The sequence below is a fragment of the Roseococcus sp. SDR genome (genome assembly GCF_019083995.1).
Taxonomy (GTDB): Bacteria; Pseudomonadota; Alphaproteobacteria; order Acetobacterales; family Acetobacteraceae; genus Roseococcus.
Genome location: NZ_JAHRCU010000007.1, coordinates 187,084 through 207,477 on the forward strand (window position 1 = coordinate 187,084; position 20,394 = coordinate 207,477).

Consider the following 20,394-nt stretch of genomic DNA (forward strand, 5'->3'; position numbering starts at 1 on the left):
GGTCAGGCGAAGCGGGCGAGCAGAAGACGTGCGGCCGATCGCAGCGCGATCGGGACGGAGGGCACGGCAACGACCAACGCGGTCAGCACGAAGCCCGTCGCCATCGCGTATTCGAGGGTGCTCATTTCCTCATGAGCCGCGCGCGACGGCCGCGGAGCGGCAGGAAGCCCGGACATCGTCATTCCTCAGCGGGCAGGCTCTGGCCCCGCCCTTGACCGGGGGCGCTGCGCGGGGGGTCGCGAACGCTCATCCGATGTGACGCTTTTTAGACTGACACTCACAGGAATGCAAGTAGTTTTGTTCCAAAAATTAGTCTATGCAAAATTTCTGAGCATTTCGATCACGGCATGATCCAGGCTATGGCATGAAAAAAGCCCCGGGCCATCCCTTCGGCAGGGACAGCCCGGGGCGGTTCAGCCGTGATGCGCGCTCAGAGCCGGACGCGCAGCCAGTTCCCGATCTCGCCCACCACGCCACGGCGGAAGGCGAGCACGCAGAGCACGAAGATCACGCCTTGGATCACCGTGACCCAGGCGCCGAACTCGGCCAGGTAGTTCTGCATGGTGATGATGACGGCCGCACCCACCACCGGCCCGAAGATCGTGCCGAGGCCACCCACCAGGGACATCAGCACCACCTCGCCCGACATGGTCCAGAAGACGTCGGTGAGCGTCGCGATGCCGAAGACGATGGACTTCAGGCCGCCCGCCACGCCGGCCAGCGCGGCCGAGAGCACGAAGGCCATCAGCTTGTAGTCATCCGTGCGATAGCCGAGCGATGTCGCGCGCGGCTCGTTCTCACGGATGGATTTCAGCACCATGCCGAAGGGCGAATGCACGATGCGATGGATCAGCAGGAAGCCCGCCAGGAAGATGCCGGCCGTGAGCCAGTACATCGTCAGGTCGGCCGTCAGGTCCACCACGCCCAGCAGCTTGCCGCGCGGGATGGACTGGATGCCGTCCTCACCGCCGGTGAAGGGCGCCTGCACGCAGAAGAAATAGACCATCTGCGCGAAGGCCAGCGTGATCATGGCGAAGTAGATGCCCTGGCGCCGGATGGCGATCCAGCCGATGACGAGGCCGAGCGCGGCACCCGTGGCGCCGCCGATCAGGATCGCGATCTCGGGCGTGAAGCCCCAGACCTTGGCCGCATGGCCCGCCAGATACCCGCCCATGCCGAAATACGCCGCATGCCCGAAGCTGAGCAGGCCGACATAGCCGATCAGCAGGTTGAAGGCGCAGGCGAAGAGCGCGAAGCACAACAGCTTCATCAGGAAGACGGGATAGAGGAAGAAGGGGCTGATCGCGATGAAGGCCACCATCGCGAGGAACGCCAGGAGCTGCGCCTTGGTGAAGCCGAGGAAGACGTCTTCCTCCTGCTTGAAGTCGGTGCCGCTGAAACCGCCGGGAGCCGCCATCGCTCAGCTCCTCCCGAACAGGCCGGCGGGACGCGCCAGCAACACGATCGCCATGACGACGAAGATCACGGTGGATGATGCCTCCGGATAGAAGACCTTGGTGAGACCCTCGATCACCCCCAGCGAGAAGCCGGTGATGACGGAGCCGAGGATGGAGCCCATGCCGCCGATGACGACGACGGCGAAGACGATGATGATGAGGTTGGCACCCATCTGCGGGTTCACCGAATAGATCGGCGCGGCCAGAACGCCCGCGAAGGCGGCCAGCGCCACGCCCGCGCCATAGGTCAGCGTCATCATGCGCGGCACGTTGATGCCGAAGGCCTGCACCAGCGCCGGGTTCTCGGTCGCGGCGCGCAGGTAGGAGCCGATCTTGGTCTTCTCGATCACCAGCCAGGTGGCGAGGCACATCACCAGCGCCACGACGACGACCCAGCCGCGGTAGATCGGCATGAACATGAAGCCGAGATCCCAGGCGCCGGTCAGCTCGGCCGGGATGCGGTAGGGCATGCCCGAGGAGCCGAACTCGTTGCGGAACAGGCCCTCGATGATCAGGCCGACGCCGAAGGTGAGCAGCAGGCCATAGAGGTGATCGAGCTTGTACAATCGGGCGATCATTGTTCGTTCGAGGATGACGCCTGTCAGCCCCACGATCAGCGGCGCGATGAGCAGCGCGCCCCAATAGCCGATGCCCAGGTAGTTCAGCAGCATCCAGGCGACGAAAGCGCCCATCATGAACTGCGCGCCATGGGTGAAGTTGATCACGTTGAGCATGCCGAAAATCACGGCGAGCCCGAGCGAGAGCAGCGCGTAGAAGGCCCCGTTGATGAGGCCCAACAACAGCTGCCCGAAGAGCAGCGGCGCGGGGATGCCGAAAATCTCGTCCATGCCTGGTCCGTTTCCTAGGATGCATGTGCGGCCGGCCCTGAGGATGACCTCTCAGCCGGCCGCGAGTGGGAAGAAAGAGCCGCCCTTACGTGCGGAGGAAGGCGCAATTGCCCTCGGCGAGGGGGCGGAAGGCCTCCTCGGCGGGGGTGGTCTGGAGAAGCTTGTAGTAGTCCCACCGCCCACGGCTCTCACGCGGGGACTTCACCTCGAAGAGGTAGGAGGGGCAGAGCTTGCGGCCATCGGCGCGGATCACCCCCGGGCCGAAGGCGTCGTCGTCGCAGGGCATCGCCTTCATGCGGTTGATGACCTCGACGCCGGAGGCCTTCGCCGCCGGCACGCCCATATCGGCGATCGCCTTCAGATAGTGCAGCGTGCAGGAGTAGTTGGCGGCCGACGCCATATTGGGCACCACGTCGCGCAGGCGCGGGCGCATGCGTTCGGTGAAGGCGCGGGTGCGGTCGTTCAGGTCCCAGTAGAAGCTCTCGGTCAGCACCAGGCCCTGGGCGGTGTCGAGGCCGATGGAGTGCACATCGGGCAGGAACATCAGCAGGGCGGCGAGCTTGGTGCCGCGGCGCGTCACGCCGAATTCCGCCGCCTGCTTGATGGAGTTGATGGTGTCCGCCCCCGCATTGGCGAAGCCGATCACCTTGGCGCGCGAAGCCTGCGCCTGCACGAGGAAGGAGCTGAAATCCGTCGTTGCCGGGAAGGGATAGCGGACGCTGCCCAGCACGCGCCCGCCGGCCGAGCGGACGAAATTGCCCGTGTCGCGCTCCAGCGCATGGCCGAAGGCGTAGTCGGCGGTGATGAAGTACCAGCTGTCGCCGCCCGCGCGCACCATGGCCGCGCCGGTGGACTTCGCCAGCATGTAGGTGTCGTACATCCAGTGGATGGTGTTCGGGCTGCACTGCGCACCGGTCAGGTCCGAGGTGGCGGAGCCGGTGTTCAGATAGGCCTTGTTCTTCTCGCGCGCGACATTCGCGACGGCGAGGCCGACCGAGGAGGTGGGCACGTCCACGATCACGTCCACGCCCTGGTCGTACCACTGGCGCGCGATGTTGATGCCGACATCGGGGCGGTTCTGGTGGTCGGCGTTGATGACCTCGACGTTGAAGCCGCGATTGCCGAATTCCGCCACCGCCTGCATGGCGCATTGCACACCATAAGGGCCCGAAATGTCACGGTAGGGGCCGGACTGGTCGTTCAGGACGCCGATGCGGATGGTGTTCGCCGCCTGCGCACGGGCGCGCGAGAGCGGCAGCGCACCGAAGGCCGCCGTGGCGGCGGCCCCTCCGATCAGCGTGCGACGGTTGAATTCGGTCATGGAACTTTACTCCCTCGGTGATGGGGATGGCGGGTCTGGCGCCCGCTCACCCCCGGGGTTCGGGTCAGGTCCGCAGAAAGGCGCACCCGCCCTCGGCCATCGGGCGGAATGCCTCCTCGGCCGGCGTGGTCTGAAGCAGCTTGTAGTAGTCCCAGGGGCCGCGGCTCTCGCGCGGGGACTTCACCTCGAAGAGGTAGCTCGGCTGGATGCGGCGGCCATCGGCGCGGATGCTGCCCTGGCCCATCGCGTCGTCATCCGTCGGCATGGCCTTCATGCGGTTCACCGTCTCCACGCCGCTGGCGCGGGCGGCCGGCACGCCCATCTCGGCCACGGCCTTGAGGTAGTGGAAGACGGCGGAGTAGCAGCCGGCCTGGCCCATGCCGGGGCGCAGCGAACCGCCGGGCATGTTGGGCAGCACGCGGCGCGTGAAGGCGCGGGTGCGGTCGTTCAGATCCCAGTAGAAGGTCTCGGTGCAAACGAGGCCCTGCGCCGTCTCGAGACCCAGCGAGTGCACGTCCGAGATGAACATGAGCAGGGCGGCGAGCTTGGTGCCGCGCCGCGTCAGCCCGAACTCGGCCGCCTGCTTGATGGAGTTGATGGTGTCGCCGCCCGCATTGGCGAGGCCCACGACCTTGGCGCGGCTCGCCTGCGCCTGCACCAGGAAGCCCGAGAAATCGGTACCCGGGAAGGGCGTGCGCACGCCGCCCACCACGCGGCCGCCGGCGGCGCGCACGAAGTTGGAGGTGTCGCGCTCCAGCGCATGGCCGAAGGCGTAGTCGGCCGTCAGGAAGAACCAGGTGTCGCCGCCCGCGCGGACCATGGCGCCGCCCGTGCTCTTGGCGAGCATATAGGTGTCATAGGTCCAGTGGATGGTGTTGGGCGAGCACTGCGCGCCCGTCAGGTCGCTCGTCGCGGCCGAGGAGTTCAGGAAGATCTTGTTCCGCTCGCGCACGATGGTGTTGACGGCGAGCGCCACCGAGGAGGTCGGCACGTCGAGGATCACGTCCACATTGTCGCGGTCGATCCACTGGCGGGTCAGCGTGGCGCCGACATCGGGGCGGTTCTGGTGGTCGCCCACCAGGACCTCGACATTGATGCCGCGCGCGGTGATGCCGGAATCCTGGATGGCTTGGCGCACGCAGGCGACGGAGCCCGGGCCGTTCACGTCCCGATAGAGGCCGGACTGGTCATTCAGCACGCCGATGCGCACCGTGTTCGCGGCCTGGGCGCGGGCCTGCCAGCTCGGCAGGGCGCCGAAGGCGGCGGTGGCGGCGGCGCCGCCGATCAGTGTGCGGCGATCAATCTGGGTCATTGGACAAGGCTCCCGTTGGGTGGGGGTGGCGGATCTCTCGCCCACTCACCCCCGGTTGTTGGTGTCAGCGAACCAGCGCGCAATTGCCTTGCGCCATGGGGCGGAAGGCTTCCTCGGCCGGGGTGGTCTGGAGAAGCGTGTAGAAATCCCAGGGGCCGCGGCTCTCCTGCGGCGTTTTCACCTGGAAGAGGTAGGCGGGGTGCAGCTTGCGGCCATCGGGGCGGATGGTACCGGCGCCGAAAGCGTCGTCATCCGTCGGCATGGCCTTCATGCGGTTGATCACGTCCACGCCGCTGGCCTTGGCATTGGCGATGCCCATGTCGGCCACCGTCTTCAGATAGTGCAGCGTGGCGCTGTAGCAGCCGGCATGGCCCATCGAGGGGCGGTTGCCGCCGGGCGTGCCATTGGCGACGATGCGCTGGCTGACGGCGCGGGTGCGGTCGTTCAGGTCCCAGTAGAAGGTCTCGGTGCAGACCGAGCCGCCCGCAATCTGCAGGCCCATGCTGTTCACGTCATTCACGAAGACCAGCAGGCCCGCCACGCGCTGGCCGCGGCGCATCAGGCCGAACTCGCCTGCCTGCTTGATGGCGTTGATCGCGTCCACGCCGGCGTTGGAGATGCCGACGATCTGCGCCCGGCTCGCCTGCGCCTGCAGCAGGAAGGAGGAATAGTCCGTCGTGCCCGGGAAGGGGTGGCGGACGCTGCCCACCACGCGCCCGCCGGCGGAGCGGACGAACTCCATGGTCTGGTTTTCGAGGCTGTGGCCGAAGGCATAGTCCGCCGTGATGAAGAACCAGCTCTGGCCACCCGCGCGCACCAGCGCGCCGCCAGTGCTGCGCGCCAGCATCCAGGTGTCATACGTCCAGTGGATGGTGTTGGGCGAGCACTGGCCGCCCGTCAGCTCGACCGTGGCGGCCGTGCTGTTCAGATAGACCTTGTTGCGCTCGCGCATGACGGAGTTCACCGCCAGCGCCACGCCCGAGGAGGGCACATCCACCACGCAATCGACGCCGTCGCGGTCGATCCACTGGCGCACCAGCGAGACGCCGACATCCGGGCGGTTCTGGTGATCGGCGACCAGGACTTCCACGTTGAAACCGCGATTGCCGAAATCCTGCACCGCCGTGCGCGTGGCCACCACGCTGGTCGGCCCCGAAATGTCGCGGAAGGGGCCGGACATGTCGGTGAGCACACCGATGCGGATGGTATTCGCCGCTTGGGCGCGCGCGCCCGTGACCGGCGTCGCGGCGGCAAGGCCGAGCGAACCGGTGGCGGTGAGGAAATTGCGGCGGCTGGATTCGGTCATATGGTCGTCCCGTGGTTGTGGATCAGGTTCGGATCAGCGGGCAGCCACCCTCGGCGAGGGGGCGGAAGGCCTCCTCCGCCGTCGTGGTCTGCAGCAGCTTGTAGTAATCGTGCTGGTAGCGGCTCTCGGCCGGCGTCTTCACCTCGTAGAGGTAGGCCGGATGGAGCTTGCGGCCATCGGCGCGGATGGTGCCGGCGCCGAAGGCGTCGTCCTGCGTCGGCATCGCCTTCATGCGCTCGACGGTGGCGCGGCCGCTGGCCTTGGCGTTCGCCACGCCCATATCGGCCACCGCCTTCAGGTAGTGCAGCGTGCCGGCATAATCGCCCGCATGGCTCATCGCGACCGGCGTGTCGCCACCGGCCAGCGCGCGGATGCGGCGCGTCAGCCCGCGCGTCTGGTCATTCGCGTCCCAGTAGAAGGTGTTGGCGCAGATCAGCCCCTGCGCGACCTGCAGGCCGAGCGCATGGACGTCCGTGATGAAGAGCAGCAGCGAGGCGATCTTGATGCCGCGCCGCGTGATGCCGAATTCGGCCGCCTGCTTGATGGAGTTGATCGTGTCCACGCCGGCATTCGCGAGGCCGATCACCTTGGCGCGGCTGGCCTGCGCCTGCAGCAGGAAGGAGCTGAAATCCGTCGTTCCCGGGAAGGGCGTGCGCACGCTGCCGACGATGCGGCCGCCTGCGGCGCGCACGAAGTTCGACGTGTCGCGCTCCAGCGCATGGCCGAAGGCGTAGTCCGCCGTCATGAAGAACCAGGTGTCGCCACCCGCCCGCACGGTGGCGAGGCCGCTGGTCTTGGCCAGCATGTAGGTGTCGTACACCCAGTGGATGGTGTTCGCGTTGCAGGCGCGACCCGTCAGGTCCGAGGTCGCGGTCGAGGTCGCGATCGCCACCTTGTTGCGCTCCCGCGCCACGTCGGAGACAGCGAGTGCCACGGAGGAGGCGGCGAGGCTCGTCACCACATCCACATTCTCGCGGTCGAACCACTGGCGGGCGATGTTCACGCCGACATCGGGGCGGTTCTGGTGGTCGGCCACCACCACCTCGACATTGAAGCCGCGGCCGGCGAATTCCTGCGCGGCGAGGCGCGTGGCGGCGACGGTGTTCGGCCCGTTCAGGTCACGGAAGGTGCCGGAGAGGTCGGTCAGCACGCCGATGCGGATGGTGTTCGCCGCCTGGGCGCGCGCGGAGAGCGGGGCCGCCGCCAGGGGGGCGGCGGCGATGCCGCCCAGGAGGGTGCGGCGTGTGGCTTCGGTCATCGTCTCAGCTCCCTGTGGTCGTTTTTCATTGGACGTTTTTCATGATCCCGGGTCAGACGCCCAGGTATTCGTGCAGACGGTCGAGCGAGGACATCAGCTCGGAATTCGGCACCATGTCCACGACATGGCCGTGCTCCATGACGTAGTGGCGGTCGGCGACCGTCTGGGCGAAGCGGAAATTCTGCTCCACCAGCAGCACGGTGAAGCCGCGCGTCTTGAGCTCGCGGATGGTGCGGCCGATCTGCTGCACGATGACCGGGGCCAGGCCCTCGCTCGGCTCATCCAGCAGGAGCAGCTTGGCACCGGTGCGCAGGATGCGGCCGATGGCGAGCATCTGCTGCTCGCCGCCCGAAAGCTTGGTGCCCGGGCTGCGCGCGCGCTCCTTCAGGTTGGGGAAGAGCGTGTGGATCTCGGCCACCGAGAGGCCGCCCGGCCGGATCACCGGCGGCAGCATCAGGTTTTCCGTCACGTCGAGCGAGGCGAAGATGCCGCGCTCCTCCGGGCAATAGGCGATGCCGGCCTGGGCGATCAGGTCCGAACGCAGGCCGATCGTCTCCTTCCCCTCGAAGCGGATGGAGCCGGAACGGCGGCCCACCAGCCCCATGATGGCGCGCAGCGTGGAGGTCTTGCCCGCGCCGTTGCGGCCGAGCAGGGTCACCACCTCACCCTCGTTGATCTCGAGGCCCACGCCATGCAGGACGTGGCTTTCCCCGTACCAGGCCTCGAGGCCCTCGACCTTCAGCAGCGGCTCAGCCATGGGCGGTGGCCTCCGGCGCGCCGACCGAGGCGGGATCCGTGCCGAGATAGGCGGCCTGGACGTCGGGGTTGCGGCTGACGGTCATGTAGTCCCCTTCGGCCAGCACCTCGCCACGGGCGAGGACGGTGATGTTGTCGCAAAGGCCTTCGACGACCTTCAGATTATGCTCGACGAGCAGCACGGTGCGGCCCTTGGAGACGCGCTTCACCAAGGCCACGATGCGGTCCACATCCTCATGCGTCATGCCGGCCGTGGGTTCGTCCAGGAGCATCATGGTGGGCTCGAGCGCGAGCGTGGTCGCGATCTCCAGCGCGCGCTTGCGGCCGTAGGGGAGCGAGCCGGCCTGGAGCTCGGCATATTCGGTCAGGCCCACATCGTTCAGCAGTTCGCGCGCACGGCCGTCAAAGCTCTTGAGCACGGCGTCCGAGCGCCAGAAGTCGAAGCTGCCGCCCCGCGCCCGCTGCAGGGCCACGCGCACATTCTCCAGGACGGTCAGATGCGGAAACACCGCCGAGATCTGAAAGGACCGGACGAGACCGAGGCGCGCGACCTCGGCGGGCTTCATATTGGTGATGTCCCGGCCGTCATAGGTGATCTTGCCACGCGTCGGGATCAGGAATTTGGTCAGCAGGTTGAAACAGGTGGTTTTGCCGGCGCCGTTGGGCCCGATCAAGCCATGGATCGTGCCGCGGCGGATGGAGAGGTTGACGCCCTGAACCGCGAGAAAGCCGCGGAACTCCTTTGTCAGCCCTTGCGTCTCAAGGATCGTATCGCTCACCCGGACCTGTCCCCTTGCATATCTGGGTTGCCACATTTGCGGGCCCCCTTGCCGCCTGTATGGCGAGGCCGGGAGCACCTTGCAAGCGGCATTCAGTTCTTGGTTTTTTGTGCCCGCAAATTGAGCAGAACCCGTTCCGGCGTCGCCGGCAGGTCGAGGCGGGTGAGCCCGGCGGCGGCCCGCAGCGCGTTCACCACGGCGGTCGCCAGCAACAGGGGCGGTTCGCCCACCGCCTTGCTGCGGAAGATCGTGGCGGCCCGATTCGGCGCCCCCTCCAGCAGCCGGGCGTGCAGGATGGGCGGCACGTCGCGCGAGCCGGGGATCTTGTAGGTGGAGGGGCCGAGGTTGCGCTGCCGGCCCTCGGAATCCCAGAACAGCTCCTCGCTCGTCAGCCAGCCCATGCCCTGGACGAAGGCGCCCTCGATCTGACCGAGGTCGATGGCCGGGTTCAGGCTGCGGCCGCAATCCTGGACCAGATGCGCCGAGAGGCAGCGATGTTCGCCGGTCAGTGTGTCGAGCAGCACCTCGGCCACGGCGGCGCCGTAGCTGAAATAGAAGAAGGGCTCGCCGCGCATCGCCTGGGCGTCCCAGTGAATATCGGGCGTCTTGTAGAAGCCTGTGGCGGAGAGGCTGACGCGCGTCTTCCAGCAGAGCTTGGCGAGGTCGCCGAAGCTCATCCGCGCATTGCTGCCGGGCTTGGCGGGGAAGACGGCGCCATTCTCGAAGACCACCTCCTCCGGCGCGCAGGCGAAGTGCTGGGCCGCCACCTCCGCCATGCGCGCGCGCAACGTGGTGGCGGCCGCATGCGCCGCCCAGCCATTGAGGTCGCTGCCGGTGCTGGCGGCGGTGGCGCTGGTGTTGGGGATCTCGGCCGTCGTCGTCGCGCTGATACCCACCTGCTCGACAGAGACGGAAAACACCTCCGCCACCACCTGCGCGACCTTGATGAAGAGCCCCTGCCCCATCTCCGTCCCGCCATGGGCGAGGCGGATGGAGCCATCGGTGTAGACATGCACGAGCGCGCCGGCCTGGTTCAGATGCGGGATGCCGAAGCTGATGCCGAAGGCGCAGACGAAGCTGCCGAGTCCCCGGCGCAGCGTGGGGTGCGTGGCGTTGAAGGCGGCGATCTCGGCCTGCTTCTCCGCCCATCCCGCATCGCGCTTCGCCTCGGCATGGACGCGGCGGATGAGGTCGGGTTCCAGCGCCTGGCCATAGGGCGTGCGGTCCGCGATGTTTTCCGCGCGGATCTCCTCCACGTCGCGGCCGAGATGCGCGGCGATCGCGTGCAGCACCTCCTCCATCAGCAGCGCGCCCTGCGGGCCGCCAAAGCCACGGAAGGCGGTGTTGCTGACATGGTTGGTCTTCACCGCGCAGGCGGTGAGCGTCACATCCGGCACGGCGTAGCAATTCAGCGCATGGGTGACGGCGCGGAAGACCACGCCGCCCGACATGTCCAGGCTGTGCCCGCCATCGCCGGCCAGTAGCGCGTCCAGCGCCAGAAGCCTGCCCCTGGCGTCGAAGCCAACATCCCAGCGATAGAGGAAGGGGTGGCGCTTGCCCGTCGCCGCCATGTCGGCGCGGCGGGGCAGGCGCAGCTTCACCGGACGGCCGGTGAGTGCGGCGCCGGCGGCGGCGGCGGCGGCGACCCAGCTCGCATTGCTCTCCTTGCCGCCAAAGGCGCCGCCCATGCGGCGGCACTGCACGGTGACGCGGTGATAGGGCACGCCCAGCACGCGGGCGATGACGTGCTGCCCCTCCGTCGGGTGCTGCGTCGAGGAATGCACCAGCATCTCGCCATCCTCCCCGGGGATGGCGAGGGCGATCTGGCCTTCGAGGTAGAAATGCTCCTGGCCACCCGCATGGAACTCGCCTTGCAGCCGGTGCGGGGCGCCAGCCAGCGCCTTCGCGGCGTCGCCCTCGCGGATCACCTGCGGCGGGATGATCCAGGCTTCGCGCGCCAGGCCTTCCTCGATGCTGAGCACGGGCGGCAGCGCCTCGATGCGTGGCGTGATGGCGGCTGCCGCACGCAGGGCCGCATCGCGCGTCTCGGCGAGGACCAGGGCGAGGGATTGGCCGTGATGCTCCACCACGCCCTCGGCCAGCATCGCCTCCCCACGGCCGATGGGCGCGATGTCGTTCTCGCCCGGCAGGTCGGCCGCGGTGATGATGCGGATCACGCCGGGCATGGCGGCGGCGGCTTCCGTGTCGAGGCCCAGCAGCCGCCCATGCGCCACGGGCGAGAGCGCGAGTGCGGCATGCAGCGTGCCGGCGGGCTCGGGCAGGTCATCCAGGAAACGCGCCTGGCCGGTCGCGTGCTTCAGCGCGCTGTCATGGCGCATGGCCTGGCCGGCGAAACGGAGCGGCGCGTTCATGCATGCACCTCGGCCGCGAGATCGGGATGGGTGTGGCGCAGCGCCACGCGGCGCAGCAACCCGCGCGCGGCGTCCAGGCGATAATCGGCGCTGGCCCGCGCATCGCTCAGCGGCGTGAAATGCAGCGCGGCGCCGGCCGCGATCATCGCCGCATCATCCAGCGCGCGGCCCTCCAGCGTGGCCTCCGCTGCCCGCGCGCGCTCGGCCTTGGCCGCCATGCCGCCGAAGGCCAGGCGCGCGCGGCGCACCACGCCCGCCTCCAGCACGAGGCAGGCCACGAGCGAGACGGCACTGATGTCCTGGTCATGCCGGCGCGAGAGCTTTTCGGCCGCCAGCAGAGCGCCGGCCGGCGGGCGCGGCAGGTGGATGGCGAGGATCAGCTCGTGCGGCGCCAGCGCGTTGCGGCGATAGCCGGTGAGGAAATCCTCCACACGCATCCGCCGCGTGGCGCGGGGCGAAGCGAGTTCCACCTCCGCCTCCAGCGCCAGCAGGATCGGGAGCGAATCCCCGATGGGCGAGGCGGTGCCGAGATTGCCGGCGACGGTGCCGAGTCCGCGGATCTGCCGCGAACCCAGCCGCGCGAGATAAGGCGCGAGGGGCGCGAAATCCTCATCGGCGCGGCAGGTGGCCAGAAGCTCGGCATAGGAGGCGGCGGCGCCGATGCGCAGCCCCTCCGGCGCGTGCGCGATGCCCTGCATTTCCGCCACGTTCAGCAGGCAGATCACCTCGGCGGGATGCTCGCGATGCTCGGAGAAGCGCAGGCCGAGATCGGTGCCGCCCATCAGCAGCCAGGCGCCGGGATGGGCCGCGCGAAGGGCCAGCGCCTCGGCCAGGGTCGCGGGCAGATGAAAGCCGCCGAAGCGCGCGCTGGTCACGGGTTCCAGGGCTGGCGGCGCGGGCTCCTCGGCCGGCCGCGCCGCCATGGCGTCCAGGATGGGCCGATAGCCGGTGCAGCGGCAGAGATTGCCGGCGAGTGCCTCATGCACCTCGCCGCCCTCCGCCGCATGCGCCCAGGCGGACATGACGATGCCGGGCGTGCAGAAGCCGCATTGCGTGGCATCCGCCTCGGCCAGCGCGCGCGGGATGGGGTGATCCGGGCCCAGCCCCTCGACGGTGCGGATGGCGCGGCCATGCAGCTGGCCCAGCGCGCAGAGGCAGGCATTGATGGGCGTGCGGCTGCCATCCGCGCCCTCCAGCACCACGGTGCAGGCGCCGCAATCGCCCTCGGCACAGCCTTCCTTCGTGCCGGTCAGGCGCTCGGCGCGCAGCCAGTCGAGCAGGGTGGTGGTGGGCCGGGTCTCGCGCGGCAATTCGCGCGAAACACCGTTCAGGATGAGGCGGATGGCGTCCTTCATGCAGTGCAGCATAAAGGACGCTTACCGGAAGTTCATCCGATTATCGCAGGCCATCCTGGCCGATGATCTGCTCCGTGGTCAGCCCGCCCACGCGCGGCAGCGGGCGGCCACCGGTGGTGAGCGCCAGGCAGAGCAGGATCTCGTCGCGCATCGGCGCATCGGTGATGCGCGCCTCGATCGCGTCGAAATGGCTGCGGACGAAGGCGGCATCCTTGTGGCCGAGCGGAATGTCGATGGGCGTGCCCGGCCCGCCGCGCTTCTTGGCCGAGGGGATCAGCGCCGGCCCCTTGCCAAGTGCCGAGCGCACCGGCGCGCCCATCTTGGGGTGCAGCAGGGCGGCGGCGTGTTCCAGCTCGCCATCCTCGCCCACGATGGCGGCCTTGCCGAAGCTGTGGACCGCATCGCCCGGGATGCCGAGGGCCGCGATAGCGCGCTGCGCGAGCTCGGCGCCGAGCGGCACGCTCGCCTCGATCAGCTCCGAGAGATCCTCCACATAGCGGCCGGCGAAGGGGTTCTTCAGCACCATGGCGGCGATGGCGCGGCGGATGGGGGGCGCGACCTCGCGCCCCATTTCGAGATGCGTCTCCTCGACGCTGACGAGGATCTTGCGGAGGATCATGCTTGCACCGTGGGAATGCGCGCGGCCGGGGGCGTGTTGCGGCTGCGCATGGTCTTCACCTCGCCATCCACCATGACCATGCCGATGCCCGGCAACTCGCCGAAGGTGAAGGCCTCGTCGGCATCACGGCCCGCGCCGCCGATCGGCGCATCGAGGAAGACGAGGTCCGCCGCGGCGCCCGGCTTGATCACGCCGGCCTGGATGTTGCGCCAGCGTGCCGTGTTGCCGCCCGCGGCCGCGATGGCGATGGCGGGGTCGAGCCCGCCCAGCGAACAGAGCAGCGAGATGGTGCGCATCACACCGAGCGGCTGCACGCCGGAGCCCGCCGGGCTGTCCGTGCCCAGCACCAGGCGGTCCAGCCGGCCCATCTCGGTCAGCACCTTCAGCGCATGGATGGCATTGCGCGGATTGCCGTTGTGCACGATCTCGATCGCGCGCTTGGTGCCCGCGATCACCTTGGTGAGTTCGGCGGCGGGCAGCGAGGTCGGGCCGCCATTGATATGGGCCACGATGTCGGCATCGGCGGCGATCACCACCTCGGCCTGCATGAGGTTGGAGCCGGCGATGGAAGGCCCGCCGCAATGGATCATGGCGTTCAGGCCCGCCTTGCGCGCCCAGCCCATGGTCTCCACGACTTCGCCCGCTTCCTTCAGCGTGCCGAGGCCGATCTCGCCCAGCAGCGTGACGCCGCCGGCGGCCATCTCCTGGTAGTCGGATTCGCGAAAGCCGCGCTCGGGCACGGGGGCACCGGCGAGCACACGGGCGCCCATCGGGCGGAAGGCGGCGAAGCAGCGCTGGGCGGCGATGGCCAGCGCCTTGACGCCCACCGCATCCTTGGGGCGGCCGGGGAGATGCACCTCGCCCGCCGAGATCAGCGTGGTGGTGCCGCCATGCACCATGGCCTCGATGAAGCCGAGCTGGTTCTGCCGCGGCGTCCAGTCGCCGAAAGCGGGGTGGACGTGGTTGTCGATCAGCCCGGGCATGACGGCGCAGCCCTGCGCGTCGATGATCGTATCGGCCTCGAAATCCTTGGCGCGGCCCAGGCCCGCGATCTTTCCGCCCTCGATCAAAATCGCTTCCGCATCGAGACGCGGTTGCGCAATATCGCCGGAAAAAATCAGGCCAAGGCCTTTGATGAGTATGCGCGCCATCGCTGGCTCCCCTAAACTGTGACAGCAGGTTAATGGGCGTCGCAGCATCGCGCCAAGTGGGAGACCGGGTTTGGGTTCGTATCGAAGGCCGCATGAGTTGCCGGAGGCGCTGGACCTTCTGGCTCAGGGAAGCTGGCAGGTCATGGCGGGCGGCACGGATGTCTTTCCCGCGCGCGCCCATCGCATCGCCTGGGGAAACCCGAGCGAGGCTGATTGGCTCGACATCACCGCCATCCCCGAGCTGCGTGGCATCACGCTTAGCGGCAATTCCTGGCGGATCGGCGCCGCCACCTCCTGGGCCGCGCTGCGCGATGCGGACCTGCCCGCGGGCTTCGATGCGCTGCGCGAGGCGGCGCGCCAGGTGGGCGGGCGCCAGGTGCAGGCGCGCGGCACGATCGGCGGCAATCTCTGCAACGCCTCGCCGGCGGCCGATGGCGTGCCGCCGCTGCTGGTGCTGGATGCGGAAGTGGAGCTGGCCAGCACGCGCGGCCGCCGCCGGTTGAAGCTCGGCGAATTCATCCTGGGCAATCGCCGCACGGCGCGCGCGGCGGATGAATTGCTGGTGGCGCTGCATGTGCCGGCGGCGCGGGCGGAAGCGCGCTCGGTGTTTCTCAAGCTCGGCGCGCGGTCGCATCTGGTGATCTCCATCGCCATGGTCGCCGCCGATGCGGAAGGCCGCGTCGCGGTCGGCGCCTGTTCGGAGGTGGCGCGGCTCTGGGATGGCACGCCGCTGGCACCCATGGATGATGTGCGGGGCAGCGCGGCCTATCGCCACGCGGCGGCGGCGGAGTTGGTGGCGCGCGCGCAGGCGAGGTTGGCAGCATGACGGCGCTTCTGGTGAATGGCGTGCCGCGCGAATTGGCGCTCGACGGCGGCACGCGGCTGGCGGATGCGCTGCGTGACAGCCTGGGGCTGACCGGCACAAAGCTCGGCTGCGATGCCGGCGATTGCGGCGCCTGCACCGTGCTGGTGGATGGCGCCCAGGCCTGCGCCTGCCTGACGCCGCTCGGCCAATGCGCGGGCGCGGAAGTCGAGACCATCGAGGGCATCGCCGCCACGCCGGAGGGCCAGGCGCTGATGGCGCGCTTCCATGCGCATGGGGCCGCGCAATGCGGCATCTGCACGCCGGGAATGATCGTCGCGGCCACCGAGCTGCTGCGCCGGAACCCGACGCCCTCCGAGGCGGAGGTCGAGGAAGCACTGGGCGGCGTGCTCTGCCGCTGCACCGGCTATCGCCGCATCATTGACGCGGTGCGCGGCGTGGAAGCGCAGGCCGAGACCGGCACGGTCGGCGCCCGCCTGCCGCGCGTGGATGGCGCGCCCAAGCTGGATGGCACGGAGCGCTATGGCGCGGACCTCGCACCTGCCGATGCGCTCTGGCTGCGCGCCATCCGCAGCCCCCATGCCCATGCGCGCTTCACCATCGGCGATGTCGCGAGCTTCCTCGCCGCGCATCCGGGCATCACGCGCGTGCTGACGGCGGCGGATGTGCCGGGCCGCAACGGCTATGGCATCTATCCGCACATCAAGGACCAGCCGGTCTTCGCGGAACACACCGCGCTGTATCGCGGCGATGCGGTGGCCGCCGTCATCGGCACGCGCGCGGCGCTGGAGGCGCTGCGCCTCGAGGCGCTGCCCATCACCTGGGAGAAGCTGGAGGCGCTGGATGACCCCCGCGCCGCGCTGAACGCGCCCGCCCTGCACGCGCAATTCCCGGACAATGTGCTGGCCGAGGGCTTCGTGCGCTCCGGCGATGTCGAGACCGCTCTGCGCGAGGCCGCGCATGTGGTGCAGGGCGACTGGCAAACGAGCTTCGTCGAGCACGCCTATATCGAGCCCGAGGCCGGCTATGCGCGGCGAATCGGCGACCGCATCGAGGTCTGGTCCAGCACCCAGGCGCCGGCCATGGACCGTGAGGAGGTGGCCGGCGTGCTGGGCCTGCCGATGGAGGCCGTGCGGATCATCCCTTCCGCCTGTGGCGGCGGTTTCGGCGGCAAGCTCGATGCCGGCATCCAGCCCATGCTGGCCGTCGCCGCCTGGGTGCTGGACCATCCGGTGCGCGCCATCTGGCCGCGCAGCGAGAGCATGGCCGCCAGCACCAAGCGCCACCCCGCGCGCATCACCGCGCGCGCCGGCTGCGACGCCGAGGGGCGCCTGCTCGCGCTGGATTTCGAGGGGATCTACGACACGGGCGCTTACGCCAGTTGGGGTCCGACCGTCGCCGGCCGCGTGCCGGTCCACGCCACCGGCCCCTATCGCGTGCCGAACGTGCGGGCGCGGGCACGGGCGGTGCACACGCACCAGCCGCCCTCCGGCGCGTTTCGCGGCTTCGGCGTGCCCCAGGCCGCCATCGCGCAGGAGGCGCTGTGGGACCGGCTCGCCGATGCCTGCGGGCTGGACCGGCTGGAATTCCGCATCCGCAACGCGCTGGTCGCGGGCGATGTGACGGCCACCGGACAGAAGCTCGACCACTCCGCTGGGCAGCGCCTCTGCCTGGAAGCGCTGCGGCCGGCCTGGGCGGAACTTCGCGCCAAAGCCGCCGCGCGCAACGCACGCGGCGGCGTTCTGCGGCATGGCGTGGGCGTCGCGGGCATGTGGTACGGCATCGGAAATACCGGCATGTCCAACCCCTCCGACATGCGGCTCGTGCTCGGCACCGATGGGCGCATCACCTTCTTCAACGGGGCGGTGGATATCGGGCAGGGCTCCTCCACCGTGCTGGCGCAGATCGCGGCCGAGGCCTTGGGCCTGCCCGTCGCCGCGCTGCGCCATGTGAATGGCGATACGGCGACCACGCCCGATGCCGGCAAGACCAGCGCCTCGCGCCAGACTTTCGTGAGTGGCCGCGCGGCCATGGAAGCCGCGCTCGATCTCCGCCAGAAGATCCTGCGCGGCAGCAATGGCGTGCTGGGATGGGATGGCGCGCTGACGCTGGATGGCGCGCCCTTCCGGCCTTCCGCGCCCATCGAGGGGCTGGGCCGCTTCGACCCGCCGACCGTGCCGCTGGATGCGAACGGGCAAGGCATCCCCTACGCCACCTATGGCTTCGCGGCGCAGCTTTGCGCGCTGGCGGTGGATGTGAAGCTCGGCACCATCCAGCTGCAGCGCATCGTCGCCGCGCATGATGTGGGCCGCGCCATCAACCCGACGCTGGTGGAGGGGCAGATCCATGGCGGTATCGCCCAGGGCATCGGGCTCGCGCTGATGGAGGAATACCTCCCCGGCCGCACCGAGAACCTGCATGACTACCTGATCCCCTCCTTCGGCGATGTGCCGCCGATCGAGACCATCCTGATCGAGGAGCGCGAGCCGCTCGGCCCCTATGGCGCCAAGGGCGTGGGGGAGCCCGCGCTGGTGGCGACCGCCCCCGCCATCTTCTCCGCGATCCGGGACGCGACCGGCGCTACCATCCATCGCATCCCGGCGCTGCCGCATCGCGTGCTGGAAGCCCTGAAGGAGACGGGCCGTTGGTAGACCGCACCTCCATTTTCGGCGCCGCCGAGGCCGATGGCATCGTCCGCTGCGACGCCTGCCCCGTGCTCTGCCGCATCCGCCCCGGCCGCGCCGGCGCCTGCCATCGCTACGCGAATGAAGACGGACGCCTTGTCCGCACCGACCCCTTGGTGCTGCTGACAGAGACCGACCAGCCGCTGGTGCCCTTCCTGGAGGGCGCGGAGGATTGGAATGGCGGCATCGTCCCGCAGCCCACCTTCGTCACCGCCATCGGCGCCGGCACCACCTATCCGGACTACAAGCCCGCCCCCTTCATCGTCGCCAGCCAGCATGCGGGCGTGGACACGGTGACGGTCGTGACCGAGGGCATCTTCAGCTATTGCGGCCTCAAGGCGAAGATCGACACCGACCGCCATCTCGGCCCCGAGGGCGCCCGCGTGATGCATGAGGGCGAGCAGATCGGCCATGTGACCACGGCCGAATATGGCTCGCAGATGCTCAGTCTTGGCGGCGTGCGGCACCTGACGGGCGGCTCCAAGCGCGAGGGCAATGTCACCTGCGCCGCCATGCTGGCGCTCTGCTCCAAGCAGGCGATCGAGGTGGAGATCGAGGGCGGCTCCAAGCTCGTGTTGCAAGCCGGTGCGGCCCCCATCGTGAACGGCGTGCCCGAGACGCGGATGCGGGTGGGTTGCGGCAGCGCGGCCGTCGGCATCTTCGCGCAGCAATGGCAGGGCCATGTGGATGAGGTGATCGTGGTGGATGACCACATCACCGGCGTGCTGACCGAACACCAGGCGGGCAAGTGCCTGAACATGCGCGCCTCGGGCATCCGGGTGCGCGGGCGGCGCTCCACCCCTGGCCGCTACTTCCAGGTGGCGCATCCGGGCAGCGGCTGGGGCGGCACGGATGTGACGGACCCGCTCTCGCTCATCGAAAGCATCGACCCCAAGACCGCCTGGCCCGGCCTGCGCCTGCTGCTGACCAGCACGACGGGCGAGGATTTTCTCTATGTCGAGCTGGACGAGGCGCTGCGGCCCGTCCCCGCGCCGGTTCCGGCGGCCGTGGCGGCCACGGTGGCGCGCATCGGCGAGAATTGCGAACCGGCGCTGACCTCCATCCTCTTCATGGCCGGCGCCGGCGGCTCGCTGCGCGCCGGCGTCACCGACAATCCGATTTTGTTGACGCGCGCCGTCCAGCGTGGCGAGGTTGTGGTCACGATGGGGGGTGCACCCTGCTACCTGTATCCGGGAGGCGGCATCACGATCATGGCGGACGTCCTGCGCCTGCCGGACAAGGCCTTCGGGCATGTGCCGACGCCCGCCCTCGTCGCGCCCCTCGAATTCACCCTGCGCGCCGATCTCTACGCCGCCATGGGCGGGCATATGGACCAGGCGCTCAGTCTCGCCGACCTGCTCGCGCAGGAGGGCGATGCCGCGCGGCGCGAGGCCTGGATGCGTGACAACCCCTGGCCGGGCGCCCCCGGATGACCCATGTCGAATGGCCCTCGCCGCGGCGTGCGCTGCTGCCCGACGGGCGGCTGCACCTGCAGGACGGGCCGATCGACCTCGTCATCGGGCTGGAGGGCGCGCGCCCCGCGGTGATCGAGGCGCGGGAGGCGGCCTGGCAGGGGCTGCATGGCGTGCTGGCCGGCCTCGCGCGCGAGTTGCCGCTGCTGCGCTCGCCCCTCATGGGCCGCATGCCGAGCTTCACCCATCCGGTCGCCAAGCGCATGGCGGAGGCCGCCTGGCCGCACCGCATGCATTACGTGACGCCCATGGTGGCGGTGGCGGGTGCGGTGGCCGAGCATGTGCTGCGCGCCATCATCGCGGTGCCGGGCATCAGCCTCGCGCATGTGAACAATGGCGGGGACATCGCGCTGCATCTCTCGCCCGCCAGCACGCTGCGCGTCGGCCTCGTGGAGGACCCGGCGCGGCCGGAGCCGAGCGGGCTCGCCGTGATCCGCGGCGGGGATGCGGTGCGCGGCATCGCCACCTCCGGCTGGCGCGGCCGCAGCTTCAGCCGGGGCATCGCCGATGCTGTGACCGTGCTGGCCGCCCGTGCGCCGGAGGCCGATGCGGCGGCCAGCATCATCGCCAATGCGGTGGATGTGGATCACCCCTCCATCTCCCGCGCCCGCGCCTGCGAGCTGGACCCCGACAGCGACCTGCGGGACCTGCATGTGACGGTCGGCGTGGGCCCCCTGCCGGAGGCGGCGGTGGCGACGGCGCTGGATGCGGGCGAGCGCTGCGCCGAGGGGCTGCTCGCGCGCGGCCTTATCCTGGGGGCCTGCCTGAGGCTGCAGGGCCGGCTGCGGCTGGTGGGCGCGGCGGGCGTGCTGGCGGCGATGGAGCAGGCGGTCGTTCCGCCCTGAAGCCCCCGCGCGGCACCGTTGCGCAAGCATGCCGAA

The 20,394-nt window shown here is 69.5% G+C and carries 17 protein-coding genes; 4 read left to right on the forward strand and 13 right to left on the reverse strand.

Going from position 1 to position 20,394, the window contains the following annotated elements:
- Positions 1 to 2: 2 nt before the first annotated feature.
- The 13 genes from KTR66_RS25070 to KTR66_RS10420 all read right to left on the reverse strand — a co-directional run bounded on the left by KTR66_RS25070 (position 3) and on the right by KTR66_RS10420 (position 14,453).
- On the reverse strand, positions 3 to 125 hold the full coding sequence (locus KTR66_RS25070; protein ID WP_256437552.1) for a hypothetical protein: 123 nt from the start codon (positions 123 to 125) through the stop codon (positions 3 to 5).
- Between the two features lie 305 nt (positions 126 to 430).
- Entirely contained in the window at positions 431 to 1,417 is a 987-nt protein-coding gene (locus KTR66_RS10365; protein WP_213612520.1) for a branched-chain amino acid ABC transporter permease, read from the reverse strand.
- A gap of 3 nt (positions 1,418 to 1,420) precedes the next feature.
- On the reverse strand, positions 1,421 to 2,305 hold the full coding sequence (locus KTR66_RS10370) for a branched-chain amino acid ABC transporter permease (RefSeq protein ID WP_213612521.1): 885 nt from the start codon (positions 2,303 to 2,305) through the stop codon (positions 1,421 to 1,423).
- Between the two features lie 85 nt (positions 2,306 to 2,390).
- Positions 2,391 to 3,626 (reverse strand): ABC transporter substrate-binding protein, encoded by a 1,236-nt coding sequence (locus tag KTR66_RS10375; RefSeq protein ID WP_213612522.1) that lies wholly within the window; start codon positions 3,624 to 3,626, stop codon positions 2,391 to 2,393.
- Between the two features lie 64 nt (positions 3,627 to 3,690).
- Positions 3,691 to 4,938: an ABC transporter substrate-binding protein gene (locus KTR66_RS10380; protein ID WP_213612523.1), complete on the reverse strand. Its 1,248-nt coding sequence runs from the start codon at positions 4,936 to 4,938 to the stop codon at positions 3,691 to 3,693.
- A 64-nt stretch (positions 4,939 to 5,002) separates the two neighbouring features.
- Positions 5,003 to 6,244 carry an ABC transporter substrate-binding protein gene (locus tag KTR66_RS10385; RefSeq protein ID WP_213612524.1) on the reverse strand — a complete coding sequence of 414 codons (1,242 nt, stop codon included), beginning with the start codon at positions 6,242 to 6,244 and terminating at the stop codon, positions 5,003 to 5,005.
- Between the two features lie 22 nt (positions 6,245 to 6,266).
- Positions 6,267 to 7,502: an ABC transporter substrate-binding protein gene (locus KTR66_RS10390; RefSeq protein ID WP_213612525.1), complete on the reverse strand. Its 1,236-nt coding sequence runs from the start codon at positions 7,500 to 7,502 to the stop codon at positions 6,267 to 6,269.
- A gap of 52 nt (positions 7,503 to 7,554) precedes the next feature.
- On the reverse strand, positions 7,555 to 8,259 hold the full coding sequence (locus tag KTR66_RS10395; protein ID WP_213612526.1) for an ABC transporter ATP-binding protein: 705 nt from the start codon (positions 8,257 to 8,259) through the stop codon (positions 7,555 to 7,557).
- Complete coding sequence (locus KTR66_RS10400; RefSeq protein ID WP_371819082.1) at positions 8,252 to 9,037, reverse strand: ABC transporter ATP-binding protein; 786 nt, start codon at positions 9,035 to 9,037, stop codon at positions 8,252 to 8,254. The genes KTR66_RS10395 and KTR66_RS10400 overlap by 8 nt, the downstream gene beginning before the upstream one ends.
- A gap of 92 nt (positions 9,038 to 9,129) precedes the next feature.
- Positions 9,130 to 11,409 (reverse strand): xanthine dehydrogenase molybdopterin binding subunit, encoded by a 2,280-nt coding sequence (xdhB, locus tag KTR66_RS10405; protein WP_213612528.1) that lies wholly within the window; start codon positions 11,407 to 11,409, stop codon positions 9,130 to 9,132.
- Positions 11,406 to 12,764 carry an FAD binding domain-containing protein gene (locus KTR66_RS10410; RefSeq protein ID WP_213612529.1) on the reverse strand — a complete coding sequence of 453 codons (1,359 nt, stop codon included), beginning with the start codon at positions 12,762 to 12,764 and terminating at the stop codon, positions 11,406 to 11,408. Before KTR66_RS10410 ends, xdhB begins: the two co-directional genes overlap by 4 nt.
- A 40-nt stretch (positions 12,765 to 12,804) precedes the next feature.
- Positions 12,805 to 13,383, reverse strand: coding sequence for an amino acid synthesis family protein (locus tag KTR66_RS10415; protein WP_213612530.1), 579 nt, complete (start codon positions 13,381 to 13,383; stop codon positions 12,805 to 12,807).
- Positions 13,380 to 14,453, reverse strand: a complete 1,074-nt coding sequence (locus KTR66_RS10420) for an amidohydrolase family protein (protein ID WP_249732005.1) — start codon at positions 14,451 to 14,453, stop codon at positions 13,380 to 13,382. Before KTR66_RS10420 ends, KTR66_RS10415 begins: the two co-directional genes overlap by 4 nt.
- A 151-nt stretch (positions 14,454 to 14,604) precedes the next feature.
- Between KTR66_RS10420 and KTR66_RS10425 the strand changes: the two genes are divergently transcribed.
- Genes KTR66_RS10425 through KTR66_RS10440 form a run of 4 tightly spaced genes read left to right on the forward strand, consistent with a single transcriptional unit; the run spans position 14,605 to position 20,358 of the window.
- Positions 14,605 to 15,360 carry a xanthine dehydrogenase family protein subunit M gene (locus tag KTR66_RS10425; protein ID WP_213612532.1) on the forward strand — a complete coding sequence of 252 codons (756 nt, stop codon included), beginning with the start codon at positions 14,605 to 14,607 and terminating at the stop codon, positions 15,358 to 15,360.
- Positions 15,357 to 18,008 carry a molybdopterin cofactor-binding domain-containing protein gene (locus KTR66_RS10430; RefSeq protein ID WP_213612533.1) on the forward strand — a complete coding sequence of 884 codons (2,652 nt, stop codon included), beginning with the start codon at positions 15,357 to 15,359 and terminating at the stop codon, positions 18,006 to 18,008. Before KTR66_RS10425 ends, KTR66_RS10430 begins: the two co-directional genes overlap by 4 nt.
- The gene (locus KTR66_RS10435) at positions 18,002 to 19,474 is read left to right on the forward strand and encodes a 6-hydroxynicotinate reductase (protein WP_213612534.1); all 1,473 of its coding nucleotides are present in this window, start codon (positions 18,002 to 18,004) and stop codon (positions 19,472 to 19,474) included. The genes KTR66_RS10430 and KTR66_RS10435 overlap by 7 nt, the downstream gene beginning before the upstream one ends.
- Positions 19,471 to 20,358 carry a UPF0280 family protein gene (locus tag KTR66_RS10440; protein WP_213612535.1) on the forward strand — a complete coding sequence of 296 codons (888 nt, stop codon included), beginning with the start codon at positions 19,471 to 19,473 and terminating at the stop codon, positions 20,356 to 20,358. Before KTR66_RS10435 ends, KTR66_RS10440 begins: the two co-directional genes overlap by 4 nt.
- Positions 20,359 to 20,394: the final 36 nt, after the last annotated feature.

Excerpts from the sequence above, each read along its gene's own strand:
- KTR66_RS10395 (WP_213612526.1), bottom strand. The coding sequence starts at position 8,259 with ATGGCTGAGCCGCTGCTGAAGGTCGAGGGCCTCGAGGCCTGGTACGGG.
- xdhB (WP_213612528.1), bottom strand. The coding sequence starts at position 11,409 with ATGAACGCGCCGCTCCGTTTCGCCGGCCAGGCCATGCGCCATGACAGC.
- KTR66_RS10410 (WP_213612529.1), bottom strand. The coding sequence starts at position 12,764 with ATGAAGGACGCCATCCGCCTCATCCTGAACGGTGTTTCGCGCGAATTG.
- KTR66_RS25070 (WP_256437552.1), bottom strand. The coding sequence starts at position 125 with ATGAGCACCCTCGAATACGCGATGGCGACGGGCTTCGTGCTGACCGCG.
- KTR66_RS10375 (WP_213612522.1), bottom strand. The coding sequence starts at position 3,626 with ATGACCGAATTCAACCGTCGCACGCTGATCGGAGGGGCCGCCGCCACG.
- KTR66_RS10370 (WP_213612521.1), bottom strand. The coding sequence starts at position 2,305 with ATGGACGAGATTTTCGGCATCCCCGCGCCGCTGCTCTTCGGGCAGCTG.
- KTR66_RS10415 (WP_213612530.1), bottom strand. The coding sequence starts at position 13,383 with ATGATCCTCCGCAAGATCCTCGTCAGCGTCGAGGAGACGCATCTCGAA.
- KTR66_RS10385 (WP_213612524.1), bottom strand. The coding sequence starts at position 6,244 with ATGACCGAATCCAGCCGCCGCAATTTCCTCACCGCCACCGGTTCGCTC.
- KTR66_RS10365 (WP_213612520.1), bottom strand. The coding sequence starts at position 1,417 with ATGGCGGCTCCCGGCGGTTTCAGCGGCACCGACTTCAAGCAGGAGGAA.
- KTR66_RS10430 (WP_213612533.1), top strand. The coding sequence starts at position 15,357 with ATGACGGCGCTTCTGGTGAATGGCGTGCCGCGCGAATTGGCGCTCGAC.
- KTR66_RS10440 (WP_213612535.1), top strand. The coding sequence starts at position 19,471 with ATGACCCATGTCGAATGGCCCTCGCCGCGGCGTGCGCTGCTGCCCGAC.
- KTR66_RS10380 (WP_213612523.1), bottom strand. The coding sequence starts at position 4,938 with ATGACCCAGATTGATCGCCGCACACTGATCGGCGGCGCCGCCGCCACC.
- KTR66_RS10390 (WP_213612525.1), bottom strand. The coding sequence starts at position 7,502 with ATGACCGAAGCCACACGCCGCACCCTCCTGGGCGGCATCGCCGCCGCC.